This is a genomic window from Joostella sp. CR20 (assembly GCF_038433465.1).
In the GTDB taxonomy this organism is placed as follows: domain Bacteria; phylum Bacteroidota; class Bacteroidia; order Flavobacteriales; family Flavobacteriaceae; genus Galbibacter.
The window spans coordinates 283,703-302,427 of the sequence record NZ_JAESVF010000002.1; the positions used below are offsets into that span (position 1 = coordinate 283,703).

An 18,725-nucleotide genomic window follows, 5' to 3' on the forward strand; every position below is an offset into this window, starting at 1 on the left:
GAATAAACTGAAAATAACATAATGATGAATGTATTAAAAACCCTATTAATTGTTTTAGCTGTAGGTACTACAACTGCTCTAACAGCTCAAAGTAAACAGCAGATCCCCGAAGTTGAAGCTTTGTTGAAAAAAATGACGCTTGAAGAAAAAATAGGGCAGTTAAACTTATTAACTCCAGGTGGTGGTGTTGCCACAGGAGCAGTAGTGAGCGAAAATGTAGAAGCAAAAATTAAAGCAGGAAATGTTGGTGGATTATTTGGAGTAGCAAGTCCTGAAAAAATGAAAATGGCACAAGATATTGCCGTAAAAAACACAAGATTAGGAATACCATTATTATTTGGTTCAGATATCATTCATGGTTACAAAACAACATTTCCAATTCCGTTAGGACTTTCCTCTAGTTGGGATATGGAACTCATTAAAAGTACTGCGCAAATTGCAGCCAAAGAAGCCACTGCCGATGGAATAAATTGGAATTTTTCACCAATGGTAGATATTTCAAGAGATCCGCGTTGGGGAAGAATTTCTGAAGGTGCAGGAGAAGATCCTTTTTTAGGTTCAGCAATTGCTAGAGCAATGGTAACTGGGTATCAGGGAGACGATTTAACCGATGTGAATACCATGTTGGCATGTGTAAAACATTTTGCATTATACGGAGCTATTGAAGGCGGGAGAGATTACAACTCGGTAGATATGAGTCGTGTTAAAATGTTTAATCAATATTTAGCACCTTACAAAGCAGCAATCGATGCGGGTGCTGCTAGTGTAATGACATCTTTTAATGATGTAGACGGAATTCCTGCAACAGGAAATAAATGGTTGTTAACCGATTTGCTTCGTGAGCAATGGGGATTTGAAGGATTTGTAGTTTCCGATTATACTTCTTTAAATGAAATGATAGCTCATGGTTTGGGCGACTTACAAGCGGTATCAGCTTTAGCGCTTAAAGCAGGTTTGGATATGGATATGGTTGGTGAAGGATTTCTTTCAACTTTGAAAAAATCTTTATCAGAAGGAAAAGTTACAGAAGCCGAAATTACAAATGCTTGTAGAAGAGTGTTAGAAGCTAAATATAAACTTGGCTTGTTTAACAATCCATATGCTTATATCGATGAAACACGTCCTGCAAAAGATATTTTAACTGCGGAAAATAGAGCAGTAGCTAGAAAAGCAGCACAGCGTTCTTTTGTTTTACTGAAGAATGAAAATAATATACTACCATTAAAAAAATCAGCTAAAATAGCATTGGTTGGACCTCTTGCCGATAGTCAAAATAACATGCTTGGAACTTGGGCTCCAACAGGAGATGTAAAAAATGCAATTTCTATTATTGACGGATTTAAAAATGTAGCGCCAAACGCAACAATAAACTATGCCAAAGGGAGTAATATTTTGGATGATGAAGCAATGGCAGCAAAAATTAATGTATTTGGCCCACGTGTAGATATTAGTAAAGAATCTCCTGAAACTCTTTTAGAAGAAGCGTTAGCCGCAGCACAAAAATCTGATGTTGTAGTGGCAGTTGTAGGGGAAGCTACCGAGATGAGTGGAGAAGCGGCAAGCAGAACAGATATTTCAATTCCGCAGGCTCAGAAAAAATTAATAAACGCCTTGGTGGCAACAGGAAAACCTGTTGTATTGGTTTTAATGAGTGGTCGTCCGCTTACAATTTCAGAAGAGTTTGACTTACCTGTAAGTATTTTACAAGTTTGGCACCCAGGGGTAGAAGCTGGTAATGCAGTTGCCGATGTTGTATTTGGAGATTACAATCCATCTGGGAAATTAACAGCCACTTGGCCGCGAAATGTTGGACAAATTCCTGTTTATCACAGTATGAAAAATACAGGAAGACCTGCGCCAACTTCAGAAGAATTTCAAAAATTTAGATCAAATTATTTAGATGCAAAAAATTCTCCGCTACTTCCATTTGGATACGGATTAAGTTATACTTCATTTAAATATTCTGATATTAAAGTGGATAAAAATGTGGTTGCTTCGGGTGAAGCTGTAAACGTTTCAGTAAAAGTTCAGAATACAGGAAATTTTGATGGGGAAGAAGTTGTACAGTTGTATTTACGTGATGTGGTACGCAGTATTACACCTCCTGGAAAACAATTAAAGGGTTTTGAAAAAGTATTCTTAAAAAAGGGCGAAACCAAAACAATCACCATAACACTAAAGCCAGAAGACTTAAAGTTTTATAATTCTAATTTAGAGTTTATTGCCGAGCCTGGAGATTTTGAAGTTTTTGTAGGTGGAGATTCAGACGCTAGTTTAAAAGCTACTTTTGAATTAAAATAAAAAATTAATCAGCATTACACTCATGAAAAACATTGGATTAACGTTTCTGTTTATTTTATTTATATCATCCATTACTTTCGCACAAGAAAGATTTAAGGATGCTATTTTTAACGATATTTCTGTAGAAACTTTTACCTATGCAGATACACTTCAATTAGATTTTTATAATGCTGAAAAAAATATAACAGCTAATAGACCGCTACTCATTTTAGTGCATGGTGGCGGTTTTTCATCTGGAAAGAGAGATAATCCTTTAGAGAAAGAATTTTGTGTAGCTATGGCAAAGAAAGGATATGCTGTTGCATCTATGAGTTATCATCTTACACGAAAAGGAGCTTCTTTTGGGTGTGACTATAATTCCGAAGGAAAAAAGGAAACTTTTAATGCCGTTACCAAAGATATTCTGGATGCTACAAGTTTTTTAATTCAGCAGTCAAACAAATTAAAATTTAATTCAAAACAAATTGTTCTCGTAGGGAGTAGTGCAGGTGCAGAAGCTGTTTTAAATACAGTGTATATGCCAAATGCATCGAATATTAAATATGCTGGTGTTGTTTCGTTTGCTGGGGCTTTAGTTAGTATTGAGCATATAACAAAACAACGCGCAATTCCTACTGTGTTATTTCATGGAGTAAAAGACAATTTAGTACCGTATTACATTGCGCCACATCATTACTGCAAACCAAATCAGCCTGGTTTTTTAACACTATTTGGTTCGAAAGCGATAGCCGATAAACTTGAAAGTTTGAATAAACCGTATTTGTTGGCTACAGATCCTGAAGGAAATCACGATTGGGCAAACTTGGCTTATCAATATACAAATGAAATTGCCAAGTTTATTGCTAGCACTGTTGTTGAAAAAGAGAATATTTCAACTAAAATGAACGTTTCAAAATAAAATTTAACTTCATGAACTTACGTTTAAAAGCACTTATAATTTTAGGTTTTCTTAGTTTGATAAGTTGTAAGGAAACTAAAACAGATGAAGCTAAAATTGCCACGACTATTGAAAACAATACTCCTCCCAATATTTTGTTTATCATGGCCGACGACCATGCTTATCAAGCGATTAGCGCTTATGGTTCGGAGTTAAGTAAATTAGCACCAACGCCTAATATTGATCGAATTGCTAAAAACGGAGCTATATTTAATCATACGTATTGTACCAACTCGATTTGTGGTCCAAGTAGGGCGGTTATTCTTACAGGGAAACATAGTCATATTAACGGATTTCGACAAAATGGAGAACGTTTTGATGGTGATCAGCCTACGCTTCCAAAGAAATTAAAACAACTAGGATATCAAACAGCATTGGTGGGAAAATGGCATCTGTACGGGTATCCACAAGGATTTGATTATTGGAATATTATTGATGATCAAGGGCATTATTACAATCCAGATTTTGTTAAAATGGGCGATTCTATTCGTATTGAAGGGTACGCCACCGATATTATTACTGAGGATGCAATTAGTTGGTTAAAATCTGAAAGAGCTGATGAAAAACCGTTTTTTATGATGCTTCATCATAAAGCACCTCACAGAAATTGGATGCCGCCGCTTCGATATTTAACGGTTTTTGATTCTATAAAATTTCCGTTACCAGCAACGTATTTTGATAAACATGAAAATCAGATTGCAGCTCAAGAACAAATGCAAACGATTTACAATGATATGTATGAAGGGCACGATTTAAAACTCAGTGAGAAGTTTGCAAGTACGCTTTTGTCAAATAATCCATGGCCAAACGATTTTGATAGGATGAATGCTAGGCAAAAGCAAATTTGGAATAAAGCATATCTTCCAAAGAACAATGCTTTTTGGGAGGCAAATTTACACGGAAAGGCTCTAGCAGAATGGAAAGGACAAAGATATTTACAAGATTATTTGGCAACCGTCAAGGCTGTAGACGATGGAGTTGGTAAAGTTTTAGATTATTTGGAAGAAAACGGATTGGCCGAAAACACAATAGTTGTTTATACTTCCGATCAAGGGTTTTATTTAGGTGAAAAAGGATTTTTTGATAAACGATTTATGTACGAAGAATCGTTTCGCATGCCTTTTTTAATTCAATATCCAAAAGGAATTAAAGCAGGAACTGTAGTAAATGCTTTAACTCAAAACTTAGATTTTGCACAAACATTTTTGGATTATGCAGGCGGAAGTGATTTAACAGAAGGCATGCAAGGAAAATCTATAAAACCTCTGCTTGATGGAACAGTTCAGAGTGATGACTTTAGAGATGCGTTGTATTATCATTATTACGATTACCCTGCATTCCATATGGTGAAGAAGCACTACGGAATTAAAACCAAGCGCTATAAATTGATTCATTTTTATGACGATATTGATACATGGGAATTTTACGATTTGGAACAAGATCCAAACGAACTTTACAATGCTATTGATGACGATTCTTATAAAGATGTAATTGCTAACTTGCATACAAAATTACTTCAGTTGCAAAAAGAATATGGAGTAACAGAACGTGAATTTGAGCAAGCACCAAAGAAAAAAGTTGAAAATAATTACAAGAACTTTAATAAGATGCGAGGAACTCCAATTGAATAATTAAGATGAGTTCTTTATTTGAAAAGTTTAATAAGCTCTAAATGAATATTGAAAATGAATAAATTTTTATTAGTTGCATTTCTTGCAGTTTGTTCCCTTTTAAATGCGCAAGATTTAAAAGTAATGACGTATAATATCAAATACGATAACCCCTCGGATAATGCTAATAATTGGCAAAGCAGGAAAGACTTTTTAATAGCGCAATTAAACTTTTACGCTCCTGATATTTTCGGAACACAAGAAGGACTTCATCATCAATTGGAGGATATTCAAAATGGATTGAAGAATTACAAATATGTTGGCGTTGGGAGAGATAAAGGAAACACAGAAGGGGAATATTCGGCTCTTTTTTATAATTCAGAGAAGTATGTTCTTAAAGATGAAAATACTTTTTGGCTTTCTACAACACCAGAAAAACCATCGATAGGTTGGGATGCAGCGCTAAATAGAATTTGTACTTATGCAACTTTTAAAGATAAAAAGTCAGGGCAGGAATTTATGGTCTTCAATACACATTTTGATCATGTTGGACATACGGCTCGACTTGAAAGTTCAAAGTTGATTCTACAAAAAATAGCAACGCTCAATACCAATAACCTTCCTGTTGTATTAACGGGAGATTTTAATTTAGATAGTTCTTCAGAAGGTGTTAAAAAGATAAAAGAACAATTGTTAGATACACATCTGGTAGCTGGAGAAAATGCTTTTGGCCCAGATGGAACTTTTAATGGATTTCATTTTGATGAACCAGTTAAAAATAGAATAGACTTTGTGTTTATTTCGAGTAATGATTTTGATGTTTTGAAAAGTGGAATTTTAAGCGATTCCAAAGATTTGAAATACCCATCAGATCATTTTCCTGTAATTGCTTATTTGAATTTTAAATAATCAATCTACTTCTTCACTTTAAAAGTCCCTGTTTGACTATCAAATGAAATTAAATCGGAAGGGAAAAGTTGGTCAAAACCGCCACTTTCGATTAATTCACATGGAGTTCCAAAAGTAGATTTTTCAGCTTCTAAAATCAGCATACAATCGCATAATTGAATAGCTAAGTCAATTTCGTGGGTTGAAAATAAAATTGTCTTTTTAGTTTTTTGAGCAATCGTTTTTAGCAGTTTTAGAATATAGGCTTTGTGGTAAATATCGAGATGTGTTGTAGGTTCATCTAAAATGATAATGCTCGTGTCTTGAGCCAGAGCTCTAGCAATCATTACGCGTTGCAATTGTCCGTCGCTTAACTCAAAACACTTTTTATATTGTAGTTTTTCGAGCCCCATTAGCGAAACAACTTCTTTTACTTGCTGAATATCATCAGCAGAAAGTGCTCCCAACCAATTGGTGTATGGTTGCCTTCCGAGCGCAATGACTTCTTGCACACTCAAACTTTTTGCAGGGATGTGTTCCGTTAAAACAACACTAATTTCTTTAGCCAATTCATGGGTTTCAAAAGCCGTAATTGGTTTGCCTTTTATCAGAATTTCCCCGTCTAAAGCAGGTTGTACTTTTGCGACTGTTCGTAATAAAGTAGATTTTCCAATTCCGTTAGCGCCAACAACAGCAGTGAGTTCACCAGGGTTTAGGCTAAAATGGATTGCCTTTCCGATAGTGTTTGTTTCCTTTTTGGAGGTGTAACCAACAGATAGATTTGTAACTGAAAGGATGCTATTTTTTTCTTCTGAATTGATTTGCGTTATTTTTAAAATTGAACTCTTTGTAAAAGTATTAAAAAATCATTTTTTGTTTTCTAACCAACAACCAAATTACAACTGGCGCCCCGACAATTGATGTGATGGCGTTAATTGGTAATGAATATTCTGAGGTTGGTAATTGTGCAATGGTGTCGCAGACCAACATTAAAATTGCTCCAAATAAAACAGTTGCAGGAAGTAAAATATGATGATTTTGGGTGTTAAACAATTGCCTGGTTAAATGCGGAACAGCCAAACCAATAAAGGCAATTGGTCCTGTGAAAGCGGTAATGCTACCTGCAAGAATACTTGTAGCAATAATTATTAAGTATCTTGATTTTTTAAGTTGAATTCCCATACTTTGCGCATAATTTTCACCTAAAAGAAGTGCGTTTAGCGGTTTTAAAACTGTAATGGTTATCAATATTCCGATGCTGAAAAGAATGGCTAAAAATGCTAGTTGACTCCAACTTAAATTCCCTAAACTTCCAAACGACCAAAAGATGTATTGCTGTAATTTTTCTTTACTTGTAAAGTATGAAAGCACACTTACAACTGCAGTTGTTATACTCCCAAACATGAGTCCGATAATGAGTAGCGCCATGGTGTCTTTCACTTTGTTCGCAACAATGAAAATGGCTAATAAAACTAAAAAACTTCCTGCCGTAGCTCCAATAGCGATGGTATAACTACTTAAAAAAAATGCAGAAAAAATACCTGCAAATACAGAAGACCCCATGATTAAAAGTGCAACACCTAAACTTGCCCCAGAGCTGATTCCTAAAACAAAAGGTCCTGCAAGCGGATTTCTAAAAAGAGTTTGCATTAACAGTCCGCTAACGGAAAGTCCGCTTCCCACCAATACTGCTGTAAAAGCTTTTGGTAGGCGATAGTTTAGAATGATATATTGCCACGATTGTTTTTCGATATCGCTTCCGATAAGTGTTGTTACAATCTGTTTTATTGGAATTCGAACGGAACCCAAACTAATATTTATCAGAAAAAAAACAACTAATAAAATGGCTAGTATTGCAAAGTAAAGTCGGTATGTTTTTATGGGTTTCAAGGTTGTAATGGCTTAAAAAATACAGGTTCGTAATTAGGCAATACGTTTGGATGCAGTATTTTAATGATGTCTTTTAAGACTAAATCTGGACGGTTAGGAGCCAATTCGTAATACAGTAAACCGCCCGTAGCACCCGTTGTTAAACTGTAAGTAAATATTTTTTTGTTTTTAAAAGTGTCAAATTGAGTGTAATGTGTATTGGTCTCTTTTAACTGGTTGTAGCTTGTAAATTGTCCAGGACCAATCCAATATTCGGTTGTTTTTGCTTTTTCCAAGACACTTTCAAAATTAAGCGAAAGACTGCCAGTGCCTTTACTGTTTTTCCAAGTATAATTAGCATTTGCGTCTTTTAAAAAGTGAGCTACCCAACTTTCGCCAGCGGGTGCATACCAAATATCTTTAAACATAGAACCACTAAAAACTGTTGGTTGCACTTCAGTTTGTAGTGCTAATTTTTTAGCATTGTTGTAAGCAGTTGCAATTTCATTAAAAATACTATCGGCTTGTTTTTCTTTGTTAAAAAACACTCCAAAAAGCTTAATCCATTCGGCTTTTCCCAAAGGAGTTTCTTCTACCCAATCGCCATTATACACAACTGGAATTCCTGCGTTAGCTATGTTTTTATAGGTTTTGTTTTCGCCATCTACGGTAAAACCCATTACAAGTTCTGGCTCTAAGCTGATAAGCACTTCGGTATTGATAGCTTCATTTAAACCGAGTTCTTTAACACTACCGTTGTCAATTTTATTCCGAATTGGTTCCGAAGAAATGTAATTAGTACCAGGAAAACCTATCAAAGTATTTTCAATATTTAAAAGTTCAATGGCAGGAATGTGCGTAGTTGAAGTTGCTACAAGTCGTGTAACTGGTGTTGCGATTATGGCATCATAAGCATTGGCATCGAAGGTTATTGAGTTTAATTTTTCCTTCGGAACTAACGCATACGTGTACGCTTTATTAGCATTTGGCCATGGAGAAGTGACTTCTACAGTGGTGAAATTTTCATTTTTACTGATGCTAAATCCTTGTGCATATTCAACATTAACAGAAGTGTTTTTATCAGTAGTTTCAACTTCTTCTGAGTTTAAATTTGAACTGTTTTTTGGAGCTTCTTTGCATGCTGTAAAAAAAATCAGCAGTAATAAAAAAAGGCTATTTATTTGGTATGAGTGTTTTAGCATTGTGGCAATTAATTTTTCAGGTGTAAAATTAAGATTATTATATTTTTCTAATGGTGGCGTTCTTGAAATTGTTTAATTTTGCGTCGAATTTATGGTTTTAAATCTGTTTTCAATGGGTTTAAATTAAAAGGGAATACGGTGAGAAACCGTGGCTGTTCCCGCAACTGTAAGCTTTATGCCAACTATTGTTGGTTTCTGTTTAAAGTTAGAAATAATTTTAACAGTTTGTTATTATCTTCAAAAAAAACCACTGTTTCTGAAGAGAAATGGGAAGGTATAATAACAAAAAAGTAAGCCAGGAGACCTGCCAAGATTCACAAATTTTATGTCAAACTTTCGGGACAAGGGTTTGCGTATGACACACTCATACTTTTTTCCCACATAACTAAACAGCATGAACAAAAGAATTTTTTCTCTTTGTGCATTTGGTCTTGTAACTGCATGGACTTTTGCGCAAGAAAAAAACAATCAAACAGAAACAACTATCCAAGAATTAGAAGAAGTAGTTGTAGCAGATTCTCGTTTTGAACTAAAACGCGAAAACTCAGGAAAAACAGTTATTAAAATTTCTCAAGAAGAATTACAACGCAATCAAGGACGTTCGGTAGCCGAAGTTATTAATACTAAAAGTGGTATTGAAATTAACGGAAGCCGTAGTAATGCAGGCCAAAACCTTTCGTATTTTGTACGTGGTGGTAACAACCGCCAAGTATTGGTGTTGATTGATGGTGTGCAAGTAAGCGACCCTTCGCAAATTGCAATGGATTTTGATTTACGTTTGTTAGATTTAAACCAAATCGAATCGATAGAAATTGTAAAAGGTGCAGCTAGTACACTTTACGGAAACCGCGCAGCGACAGCGGTTATTAATATTACAACTAAAAGCGCAGGCGAACGTAAAATTGCTGCCAATTTTGAAAGTAGTATCGGTTCTAATCAGTCTTCGGAAGAGGATAGTTATAACTTAACAGATTTTTCAAACAGAGCTTCTGTTAATGGTACGCTTGGGAAATTTACGTATTTAGCTGGTTTTGGAAATCAGTATACCGATGGACTTTCAGCGGTGATAGGAGATGAGAAGGATCCTTTTAACCGAATCAACTCGAATGTTAATTTTGGATATCAATTTTCAGATCGTTTTTCAGTAAAAGTTTTAGGATATTACGATAAGTTTAAAGCCGATTTCGATAGCTCTTCGCCTCAGCAAGATAGCGATGATTATTCAGTGAGTGAGCAATTTAGAATTGCAATTGCACCAGAATATAAGTACAACAACGGAAGCGTTACATTGAATGCTTCGTATAACGACATCAGCAGAGATATTTATTCGGCATATCCAAATGCATACGAAGCAAATAGTACGGTTGTAGATTTGTTTAATAAATACAATTTTAGCGATACGTTTTACACTATTGTAGGATTAAACTACATTAAAAATGAAGCGACACTTGGTGCAGATACCGATTTTAGTATTACCGATCCGTATGCAAATGTTGTTTGGGTTTCCGACTTTGGATTGCATATGAATGTAGGTGGACGTTTAAACAACCATAGCGAGTATGGAAGTCACTTTACCTACAATTTAAACCCTTCGTACACTTTAAAATTTGCGAACAATAACAGTTATTTAAAGTTTTTAGGTTCGTATAGTACTTCTTACATCGCGCCATCTTTATCTCAATTGTTTGGTGCTTTTGGAGCAAATCCAGATTTAGAGCCAGAAGAAGACAGAACTTTAGAAGGAGGAGTAGAGTATAACACTGGTATTTTTAGATTGAGTGGAGTGTATTTTAATAGAGAAGAAGAAAACTTTATTGCTTATAAAACCATCAATTTTGAAACTTATGAAGGAATGTATGTAAACGAAGAAGAAGCTTTTACCGTAAATGGAGTAGAGGTGGAAACAAGCATACAACCGATGAATAATTTAATGATTGATGCGAATTATACATTTACTGAAAACAGAGATAAAGTAGCATTGCGTATTCCGAAGCATAAAGCAAATGCAAGTGTACAGTACACTTTGTTACAAAATACAAACTTAGGACTGACTTACCAATACACAGGGGAGCGTTTGGATACCGATTTTAACACCTACGAAGATGTGGAGTTGGATGCGTTTTCTTTAGTGAATTTTAATGTGAGTCATAACTTTTCAAACAAGTTTACAGTGTTCTTTAATTTAGACAACTTGTTTAATGAAGATTATTATGAATTAGTAGGCTATACTACTAGAGGAAGAAATATAAGAGTAGGATTTAGGTTAGGTTTATAGATTGATGGTGTATATGAGGGAATACACCATCCCTAAATTGTTTTCCAAAAAAAAGTCTCAGCGTTAGCTGAGACTTTTTGATTTTATATGAGAGGTTTTTTATTTTTGAGTAAAGGTTTTCTCATTTGGTAAAATGTACATTTCGGTACTGAATTTCTTCCCTTTAATTTTCCCAGCTTCTTCTAATTGTAGTTGATTTGCTCTTAAAAGGTTCCCTTTTGCACTTGTACCAGCAATATCGTCTAAAGCAGCGCGAAGCATCACTTCATTAGGGTCTCCAAACGGAAGAATGGTTGCAGCATACGCAGCTTCATTCACTTCAATATTTGGTTCGAACCCGTCATCATAATCATTTTCATCTAAACTATTGAATATTTGGAAAACAATAGGTTGTAATCCTACAGTGTGGTTAGGGTTTCTGTTGTTTGAATTTGTATAAGGAACTCCAGAATCATAAACAGTGATAGAACCTTCGTTTTTACCTGTGGTAGTTCTACCTACAAGAATTACATCCATAAAAGGTCTAAGTCCGTTTATAATCATTTCACTAGCAGATGCTGTGTAGTTAGAGCCTAAAACGTACAATCTTGTAAGATTAGTAAGTCGACTAATTGGAATATCTTGATTGGTGTATTCACCTGTTGTTTTATCATATAAATATGCCTCATCAAAAAATGGATAGATACTTCCGTTTTCTGCATTTCTCTTATCGTTAAAAGTAAGTTTAGAGAAAGTTGTTCCATTTGCTCTATTTCCTTGAATCATACTTGCTAAAAACGAAGACGTTAAAACAGATCCTCCACCGTTGTAGCGTAAGTCTAAAACTAATTCGTTAATTCCTTCAGCTTTAAATTCAGTAAAAACATCGTTTAACTCTTCATGGTAAGTACTTACAAAGCTATTGTAAACTAAGTATCCAATTTTCTTTCCATCTTCTTCAATAATTGAATGGAAGTGTACTGGGTTTTCAGATAATAAAACTGCGGTAATGCTTTTGTCTGAAGCTTCTTTTACAAATGTTCCGTTTTGATACGAACCAAGTCCTAGTGTTACAGACGGTTCAGTAAAAATATTATTTATAACGGTGTAATTTGACTCGGTTAATTCAACACCATCAACTTTATAAATTAAATCGCCACGTTTTATTCCAGCTTCACTAGCAGGAGAATCAGGTACAACATAGCTTACAGTAGCAACAACGTCTGTGCTTCCTTGTTGTTTGTAAACTAAATAACCAATGTTTAAACCATAAGATTCCGAAATTCCTCTAAACTGGTTTGCTTGTGCATCTACATCTTCGATATACCATGAAAAGTCGTCCTCAGCAGTGTAAACTATATCGTTAAATAAACTTTCAGGATTGCTATACCCATTTAAATAATTATAGTAGGCAGTAGTGTTGTCTTTTTTAGCGTCATCTAGGTCGGCTACATTTTCTTGGTAGTAGTACCAGTAATTCATTGACTTCCAGATAAAGTCGTTAATTTCGTTTTCTAGCGTAACTTCTTCTCCGCCATCATCATCTCCACCGCCGGTAGAATCGTCATCTTTGCTACAGCCCACTGCAAAAACAAGCGTAGCCAATAGCAACCATCGTAATTTAAATAGATGTTTCATTTGTTAATTTTTAAGTGTATCATCAGTATAATAAAGACTTTTAGCGAATATTTTCTTTTATCAACCAAAAATTATACCGATTTGTAATTAGCGTTATCACCGTAATATTACTTACATTTATTGAAATAAAAAATTTATTGTAACAAAAACTTTTGTTATTCGTCTACAAGATAAGAAGCAGTAAAATGCTAACTAATCAACCTAAAAAATGCAACAAGCAGAGTTTATACAAACCATAACGCCTTTTAAAGACAAGCTATTTCGATTAGCAAAGCGTTTGTTGGTTTCTACGGAAGAAGCCGAAGATGCTACACAAGAGGTGTTGTTAAAATTGTGGACTCAAAAGCAAAAAATAAGTAATTATGCAAGTGTGGAAGCTTTTGCAATGACCATGACAAAAAACTATTGTTTGGATAGATTAAAGTCGAAACAAGCGGGAAATTTAAAATTAGTGCACTCTAATTATGAAGACACCCAAACCTCTTTACAAAAGAAAGTAGAGGTAAACGATAGTATCGATTGGATGCAAAAAATAATGAACACACTTCCCGAACAGCAACGTTTGGTATTACAATTACGAGATGTAGAGCAATACGAGTATCACGAAATTGAAGAAATGTTAGAAATGAATCCTACCGCTATTAGAGTTACTTTATCTAGAGCTCGAAAAGCAGTACGCGAACAATTACTAAAAAAACACAGTTATGGCATCAAACAAACAAAATAATATTACAGTTTCTGATGTAGAAAAACTATTGGAAAAGTATTTTGAAGCTACCACAACGATAGCCGAAGAAGAACAATTGAAGATCTATTTTTCTCAAGCAGAGGTCGCTCCTCATTTGGAAGAATACAAACCAATTTTTAATTACTTTGCCGTAGCCAAAGAAGAAAAAAGCACGCACAACATTCCGTTAAAACCTAGAAAAAATAAGACGTATTTAAAATGGATTTCTGTTGCAGCTGTAGCCGCTATTTTCTTTGGGATTTTTATCGCCAAGCAGTCTTCTCCTGAGGTGTCGCCAACTCTAGCGCTAGAGGAACACTACACTCCAGAAGAAATTAGATCGGCACAATTAGCAATGGCGTTGTTTACCGATAATTTTCAGAAAGGAACGCAAGGCGCAACCTATTTAAAAGAATTTGAAAAAAACACAAACCGATTTTTAAACAATTAGAAAGCCGTAGCATAACTAAAATGTTATAGGCAAATTCAAACAAAACAGATTAAAAACAAATAGTAAAACATATGAAAAAGTTAATTTTAATAATAGCATTTACCATTGTGCCTTTTTTATCGCCAGCACAATCTATTTTTGATAAATACTCAGAAAGCAACGATGTAACTTTTGTGGCACTGCAACCCAAAATGTTTCAGATGTTGAGTAAAATAAACATCAGTTCAGACGATCCAGATGCGGCTGCCGTATTCGATTTGGTAAATAATATTACCAGTTTTAAAGTAATTACTACGGAAAACCCTAAGATTACTAAAGACATCGACAGTTGGGTTTCAAATCATTTAAAAAGCTCATCTTTTGAAGAATTAATGCGCGTTCGTGATGGAGGTTCTAATGTGAAGTTTTATGTGAAAGAAGGAGCTGATGAAAACCACGTAAAAGAACTTCTTATGTTTGTAACCGATTTAAATACCGATAATATAGAGCTTGGTGGAAAGAAACCAGAAACGGTTTTACTTTCATTAACTGGAAATATCGATTTACGTCAGATTTCAAAACTAACAAGTAAAATGGACCTTCCAGGAGGGGATCAATTAGGAAAAGCAGGGAACAAATAATTTAAACAAATCACGATGAAAAACTTAAAAAATAGCATTGTATTATTCCTATTATCACTTGTATTATTTTCCTGCGGAAGCGACACACCGAGTCTGCAAGAATACTATGTGAACAATGCCGAAAATCCTAATTTTATCTCGTTAGATATTCCTTCGAGTATTTTGAATATCGCTACAACTACTTTAACTGAAAAAGAAAAGGAAGCATACGAATCAGTAAAAAAACTAAACGTTTTAGCTTTTAAACTGAATGGTGAAAATGATGAAGCATATCAAGCTGAAAAGAGCACTATACAAACAATTCTTAAAGATGAAAAGTATGAAGAATTGATGGTGATAAATAGCGGGAAATATAAAGGAACTGTAAAATATTTGGGAACCGATGAAGCTATAGACGAAGTGATTCTCTTTGGAAGCGACGACGAAAACGGATTTGCTTTAGTGCGAGTTTTAGGAAATAAAATGAAACCCGAAAACATGATGGCACTTGTTGAGGCAGTTGAAAAAGGAGCAGTAGATTCTGGAGCTATTGAATCGCAATTAAAAGGGATTTTTAATTAGAGTTTAATATTAAGTAATAGTTGTTTTTTGAAACTACGACCTATTTAAAAAGTATTGAAAATCAAGGAAGCAGTGTGGGTGAAAGATAAAAAGTTGTCTGAGCGTAGCGAGTTCTTTTTATCTGTGGAGGATGTTTCCGTAGATTTTCTTATACTTTTTGAATCAGTCTTGACTTTTTTGTTTCGTTTTTGTGTCAAGACAAAAATGAAAATCTTTCAACAAACAAGTAATAAATTTACTGTGAGATTTTATAAGAATGAATATATAGTGATTTGAGTTTAATCACTTATCACATTCTATAAATAAGAAAAGGCAGTTTAAAAGATAAACTTTTAAACTGCCTTTTTGCTTGTTTGTGAGTTGTATTTTTATTTAAATCCCAGTGTAATTACTAGGCGTAATAGCTTTTAATTCAGCTTTAATCGCATCAGAAACATCAAGAGTTTCGATAAACGTAGCGATAGATTCTTTATTAATCTTCTCGTTGGTACGTGTTAAACCCTTTAAAGCTTCATATGGATTTGGATAAGCTTCTCTTCTCAAAATCGTTTGTATTGCCTCAGCAACAACAGCCCAATTGTTTTCTAAATCAGCTTCAAACTTTGCGCTATTCAGCAATAATTTATTTAAACCTTTTAAAGTCGCTTGAAACGCAATTAAAGTATGTCCGAAAGGAACACCAACATTTCTCAACACCGTACTATCGGTTAAGTCGCGTTGTAATCTCGAAATTGGTAATTTAGCTGAAAGATGCTCAAAAATGGCATTGGCAATCCCTAAGTTTCCTTCAGAGTTTTCAAAATCGATAGGGTTTACTTTATGAGGCATTGCAGACGATCCAACTTCTCCTGCTTTAATTTTTTGCTTAAAGTAATCCATAGAAATATACGTCCAGATATCTCTGTTAAAATCAATCAAAATTGTATTGATACGTTTTAAAGCATCAAACAAAGAAGCCATATGGTCGTAATGTTCGATTTGTGTAGTAGGGAAGGAGTGACGAAGTTGTAAAGCTTCCTCTACAAACTTAGTTCCAAAAGCCTTCCAATTTATACTAGGGTATGCAACTTTATGTGCGTTGTAATTTCCAGTTGCTCCACCAAATTTTGCAGCAATTGGAATATTTTTTAATCCGTTGAATTGCTCGTTTAAACGTACAACAAAAACTTCAATCTCTTTTCCTAAACGTGTTGGAGATGCAGGTTGTCCGTGGGTACGAGCCAACATTGGCACATCTTTCCACTCTTGTGCTAAATTGTTTAGTTTACTAATTATTTCTTCGTAAACTGGCAGGTAAACTTGCTCTAACGCCTCTTTTATAGAAAGCGGGATAGCAGTGTTGTTAATATCTTGAGATGTCAATCCGAAGTGGATAAACTCTTTGTATTGTTGAATTCCTAAACTGTCAAATTTTTCTTTGATGAAGTACTCAACAGCTTTTACATCGTGGTTGGTAACTTTTTCAATGTCTTTAATTGCTGCTGCATCAATAGGGGTAAAATTTGTATAAATAGCTCTTAATTCGGCATACAAATCTTTATTGAAGTCTTTTAACTGCGGAAGAGGTACTTCGCAAAGCGCAATGAAATATTCAATTTCAATACGTACTCTGTACATTATAAGCGCTTCTTCAGAGAAAAAATCGGCTAATTTTTCGGTTTTATTTCGGTACCTTCCGTCAATCGGAGAAACAGCATTTAAGGGTGTTAGTTGCATGTCAATATTTTATGAAAATGCAAATTTAATCTTCTCGGTTAAAAGGTTCAACTATTTTGCAGAAAACTTCTGCTGAAATGTATAAAGTTTGAAGAACTTACAATCTTTAAACCAATTAATTTTCAAATCTTTCGAGTTAGATTTTAAATCTTCTCCAAAATATGTCTTGCTCTTGCCTTGTAGGCGGCAGTGTGTTCGGAAATACCTCTCATGAGAATGGGTTTTAATTCGGGATAAATCCAATCAATTTTTTTTCCGAGGAGAAACAAATTTTGCATGCTGTATGCTTTGGTGGCCACTTTTACATCAGCAATAAGCCAATCAAAACAAACTTCGGTGAGTTTTTCTAAATTGTTCGTCGTAATAATATTAAGAGCGTTTTTATCCTGCTTAACAAAATACGATTCGCATAACAATTCGCATACTTTTGCCATGGGGCGAATGGCTGAATCGTTGGTGAGTGTGGGGATATTATCTAAAAAATAATTTAACTGAGGAAACAAAATTTCTAAATTACTTTTGCAAACGAGTTCTGTAACCCAACAAGCTTTATGAGATATTTCTTTTTCTGCTGAAAAACATAACTTTAATAAATTAGAAAACTCCGCAGGATGCTCCAAAACATAGTGCGCCACACGAGTACGTTCGTCTCGGAAACCGCTTACGTAAGAAAGTTTTTCAGTTAGAGTTGAATTCAATTTATATTTCCTTAAATTTAGAAAAATAAATATACCTACTTTATTTAAAAACTCTGTAAAATGCTAAAGAAGTTATTGTTATTTATCTTGGTAATTATTGTTGTGATGCAGTTTTTTCCACCTGCCGAAAACACTTCTGATACAACCCCACCAACCGATTTGTTTAAGGTTGAAAAAGTGCCCGAAACCGTTGAGGCTACTTTGGTGACAGCATGTTACGATTGCCATTCTAACAAAACCAATTATCCTTGGTACGCTTCTATTGAGCCGCTTTCGTATTGGTTGGCAAACCATATAGACGAAGGGAAAAAGCACTTGAATTTTTCGCAGTGGAATTCGTATTCGCCAAAGAAAAAGGCACACAAATTAGAAGAAATTTCGGAAGCGGTAACCGAAGGTTGGATGCCGTTAGATTCGTATACTTTGATTCATAAAGAAGCAAAACTTACCGAAGCACAAAGTAAAGCTGTAGCCGATTGGGCGCAGATGCTTCACCTTAAATATCAGCTAAAAGATTTACCACAATAGGAAGTCCGACTGTCGCTTTCTCAGCAATAATTTTTAAACCATTGATGCTGTTTTCAGAAATATTGGGTTGCGGGTCGATAAAGAAAATAGGGGTGTTCGTTTTTTTATAATTAATAAGTCCAGCGGCAGGATATACTTGCATGGAAGTACCAACGACCATTAGAATATCTGCTTGCGATACAATTTCAATTGCAGTATCAATAAGTGGAACCGCCTCTCCAAACCAAACTATATGCGGACGTAATTGGTGGTTGTGCTCACAAAAGTCGCCTATTTTAATGTCTTTTTTCCAATCGAAAACTAAGTTCTCATCAAAGGTGCTACGTGCTTTTAAAAGTTCGCCATGTAAATGGATAACGCGTGTACTTCCAGCACGCTCATGCAAATCGTCAACATTTTGTGTTACAATGGTAACTTCGTAATTTTTTTCAAGTTCGGCAATGGCATGGTGCGCAGTATTGGGTTTTACTTCCAATAATTGTTTTCTACGCTGATTGTAAAAATCGAGTACCAACGCCATATTATTTTCCCATCCCTGCGGAGAGGCAACCTCCATAACATCGTGTCCTTCCCACAATCCGTCGGCATCTCTAAAAGTACTTATTCCGCTTTCTGCACTTATTCCAGCACCCGTTAAAACAACAATTTTTTTCATCTATTTATTTTCGTGTTTTGAAGGTATAACTTTCTTCGGAAAGAATCAACTTTGTTGTTGTCGATTTTTT

At 34.8% G+C, this 18,725-nt stretch carries 17 protein-coding genes and 1 riboswitch; of the genes, 10 read left to right on the forward strand and 7 right to left on the reverse strand.

The features are described 5' to 3' along the window. Positions 1 to 24 precede the first annotated feature (24 nt). Genes bglX through JMA43_RS05385 form a run of 4 tightly spaced genes read left to right on the forward strand, consistent with a single transcriptional unit; the run spans position 25 to position 5,757 of the window. Positions 25 to 2,301, forward strand: a complete 2,277-nt coding sequence (gene bglX, locus JMA43_RS05370; RefSeq protein ID WP_342155456.1) for a beta-glucosidase BglX — start codon at positions 25 to 27, stop codon at positions 2,299 to 2,301. Between the two features lie 22 nt (positions 2,302 to 2,323). Next, positions 2,324 to 3,199 carry a prolyl oligopeptidase family serine peptidase gene (locus JMA43_RS05375; protein ID WP_342155356.1) on the forward strand — a complete coding sequence of 292 codons (876 nt, stop codon included), beginning with the start codon at positions 2,324 to 2,326 and terminating at the stop codon, positions 3,197 to 3,199. 11 nt (positions 3,200 to 3,210) lie between these two features. After that, a complete protein-coding gene (locus tag JMA43_RS05380) occupies positions 3,211 to 4,869 on the forward strand; it encodes a sulfatase family protein (protein ID WP_342155357.1) in 1,659 nt (552 codons plus the stop codon). Positions 4,870 to 4,923: 54 nt separating this feature from the next. Continuing rightward, the gene (locus tag JMA43_RS05385; RefSeq protein WP_342155358.1) at positions 4,924 to 5,757 is read left to right on the forward strand and encodes an endonuclease/exonuclease/phosphatase family protein; all 834 of its coding nucleotides are present in this window, start codon (positions 4,924 to 4,926) and stop codon (positions 5,755 to 5,757) included. Positions 5,758 to 5,762: 5 nt separating this feature from the next. Here the strand turns inward: JMA43_RS05385 and JMA43_RS05390 are convergent, their stop codons facing one another. From JMA43_RS05390 to JMA43_RS05400, 3 genes are read right to left on the reverse strand one after another with little or no spacing between them, the layout of a single operon-like run. Next, positions 5,763 to 6,575, reverse strand: a complete 813-nt coding sequence (locus tag JMA43_RS05390) for an ABC transporter ATP-binding protein (RefSeq protein ID WP_342155457.1) — start codon at positions 6,573 to 6,575, stop codon at positions 5,763 to 5,765. 19 nt (positions 6,576 to 6,594) lie between these two features. Beyond that, positions 6,595 to 7,626: a FecCD family ABC transporter permease gene (locus JMA43_RS05395; protein ID WP_342155359.1), complete on the reverse strand. Its 1,032-nt coding sequence runs from the start codon at positions 7,624 to 7,626 to the stop codon at positions 6,595 to 6,597. Next, positions 7,623 to 8,807: an ABC transporter substrate-binding protein gene (locus JMA43_RS05400; RefSeq protein ID WP_342155360.1), complete on the reverse strand. Its 1,185-nt coding sequence runs from the start codon at positions 8,805 to 8,807 to the stop codon at positions 7,623 to 7,625. The genes JMA43_RS05395 and JMA43_RS05400 overlap by 4 nt, the downstream gene beginning before the upstream one ends. A 75-nt stretch (positions 8,808 to 8,882) precedes the next feature. After that, a riboswitch (cobalamin riboswitch) is annotated at positions 8,883 to 9,133 on the forward strand. A 68-nt stretch (positions 9,134 to 9,201) separates the two neighbouring features. On the opposite strand from JMA43_RS05400, the gene JMA43_RS05405 reads away from it, so the two are divergent. Next, on the forward strand, positions 9,202 to 11,082 hold the full coding sequence (locus JMA43_RS05405; RefSeq protein WP_342155361.1) for a TonB-dependent receptor plug domain-containing protein: 1,881 nt from the start codon (positions 9,202 to 9,204) through the stop codon (positions 11,080 to 11,082). Between the two features lie 99 nt (positions 11,083 to 11,181). On the opposite strand, the gene JMA43_RS05410 is transcribed toward JMA43_RS05405, so the two are convergent. Beyond that, on the reverse strand, positions 11,182 to 12,699 hold the full coding sequence (locus JMA43_RS05410; RefSeq protein ID WP_342155363.1) for a S41 family peptidase: 1,518 nt from the start codon (positions 12,697 to 12,699) through the stop codon (positions 11,182 to 11,184). 208 nt (positions 12,700 to 12,907) lie between these two features. On the opposite strand from JMA43_RS05410, the gene JMA43_RS05415 reads away from it, so the two are divergent. The 4 genes from JMA43_RS05415 to JMA43_RS05430 all read left to right on the forward strand — a co-directional run bounded on the left by JMA43_RS05415 (position 12,908) and on the right by JMA43_RS05430 (position 15,058). Next, entirely contained in the window at positions 12,908 to 13,426 is a 519-nt protein-coding gene (locus JMA43_RS05415) for an RNA polymerase sigma factor (RefSeq protein ID WP_342155364.1), read from the forward strand. Then, on the forward strand, positions 13,404 to 13,877 hold the full coding sequence (locus JMA43_RS05420) for a hypothetical protein (RefSeq protein ID WP_342155365.1): 474 nt from the start codon (positions 13,404 to 13,406) through the stop codon (positions 13,875 to 13,877). The genes JMA43_RS05415 and JMA43_RS05420 overlap by 23 nt, the downstream gene beginning before the upstream one ends. A 71-nt stretch (positions 13,878 to 13,948) precedes the next feature. Further along, positions 13,949 to 14,497: a DUF4252 domain-containing protein gene (locus tag JMA43_RS05425; RefSeq protein WP_342155366.1), complete on the forward strand. Its 549-nt coding sequence runs from the start codon at positions 13,949 to 13,951 to the stop codon at positions 14,495 to 14,497. Positions 14,498 to 14,512: 15 nt separating this feature from the next. Further along, positions 14,513 to 15,058: a DUF4252 domain-containing protein gene (locus tag JMA43_RS05430; RefSeq protein ID WP_342155367.1), complete on the forward strand. Its 546-nt coding sequence runs from the start codon at positions 14,513 to 14,515 to the stop codon at positions 15,056 to 15,058. Between the two features lie 372 nt (positions 15,059 to 15,430). On the opposite strand, the gene purB is transcribed toward JMA43_RS05430, so the two are convergent. Further along, entirely contained in the window at positions 15,431 to 16,774 is a 1,344-nt protein-coding gene (gene purB / locus JMA43_RS05435; protein ID WP_342155369.1) for an adenylosuccinate lyase, read from the reverse strand. A 143-nt stretch (positions 16,775 to 16,917) separates the two neighbouring features. After that, on the reverse strand, positions 16,918 to 17,472 hold the full coding sequence (locus tag JMA43_RS05440; RefSeq protein ID WP_342155370.1) for a hypothetical protein: 555 nt from the start codon (positions 17,470 to 17,472) through the stop codon (positions 16,918 to 16,920). A 60-nt stretch (positions 17,473 to 17,532) separates the two neighbouring features. On the opposite strand from JMA43_RS05440, the gene JMA43_RS05445 reads away from it, so the two are divergent. After that, complete coding sequence (locus tag JMA43_RS05445) at positions 17,533 to 18,000, forward strand: heme-binding domain-containing protein (protein WP_342155372.1); 468 nt, start codon at positions 17,533 to 17,535, stop codon at positions 17,998 to 18,000. Here the strand turns inward: JMA43_RS05445 and JMA43_RS05450 are convergent. Beyond that, the gene (locus tag JMA43_RS05450) at positions 17,969 to 18,655 is read right to left on the reverse strand and encodes an SIR2 family NAD-dependent protein deacylase (RefSeq protein ID WP_342155373.1); all 687 of its coding nucleotides are present in this window, start codon (positions 18,653 to 18,655) and stop codon (positions 17,969 to 17,971) included. The two genes, JMA43_RS05445 and JMA43_RS05450, sit on opposite strands and share 32 nt — an antisense overlap. Positions 18,656 to 18,725: the final 70 nt, after the last annotated feature.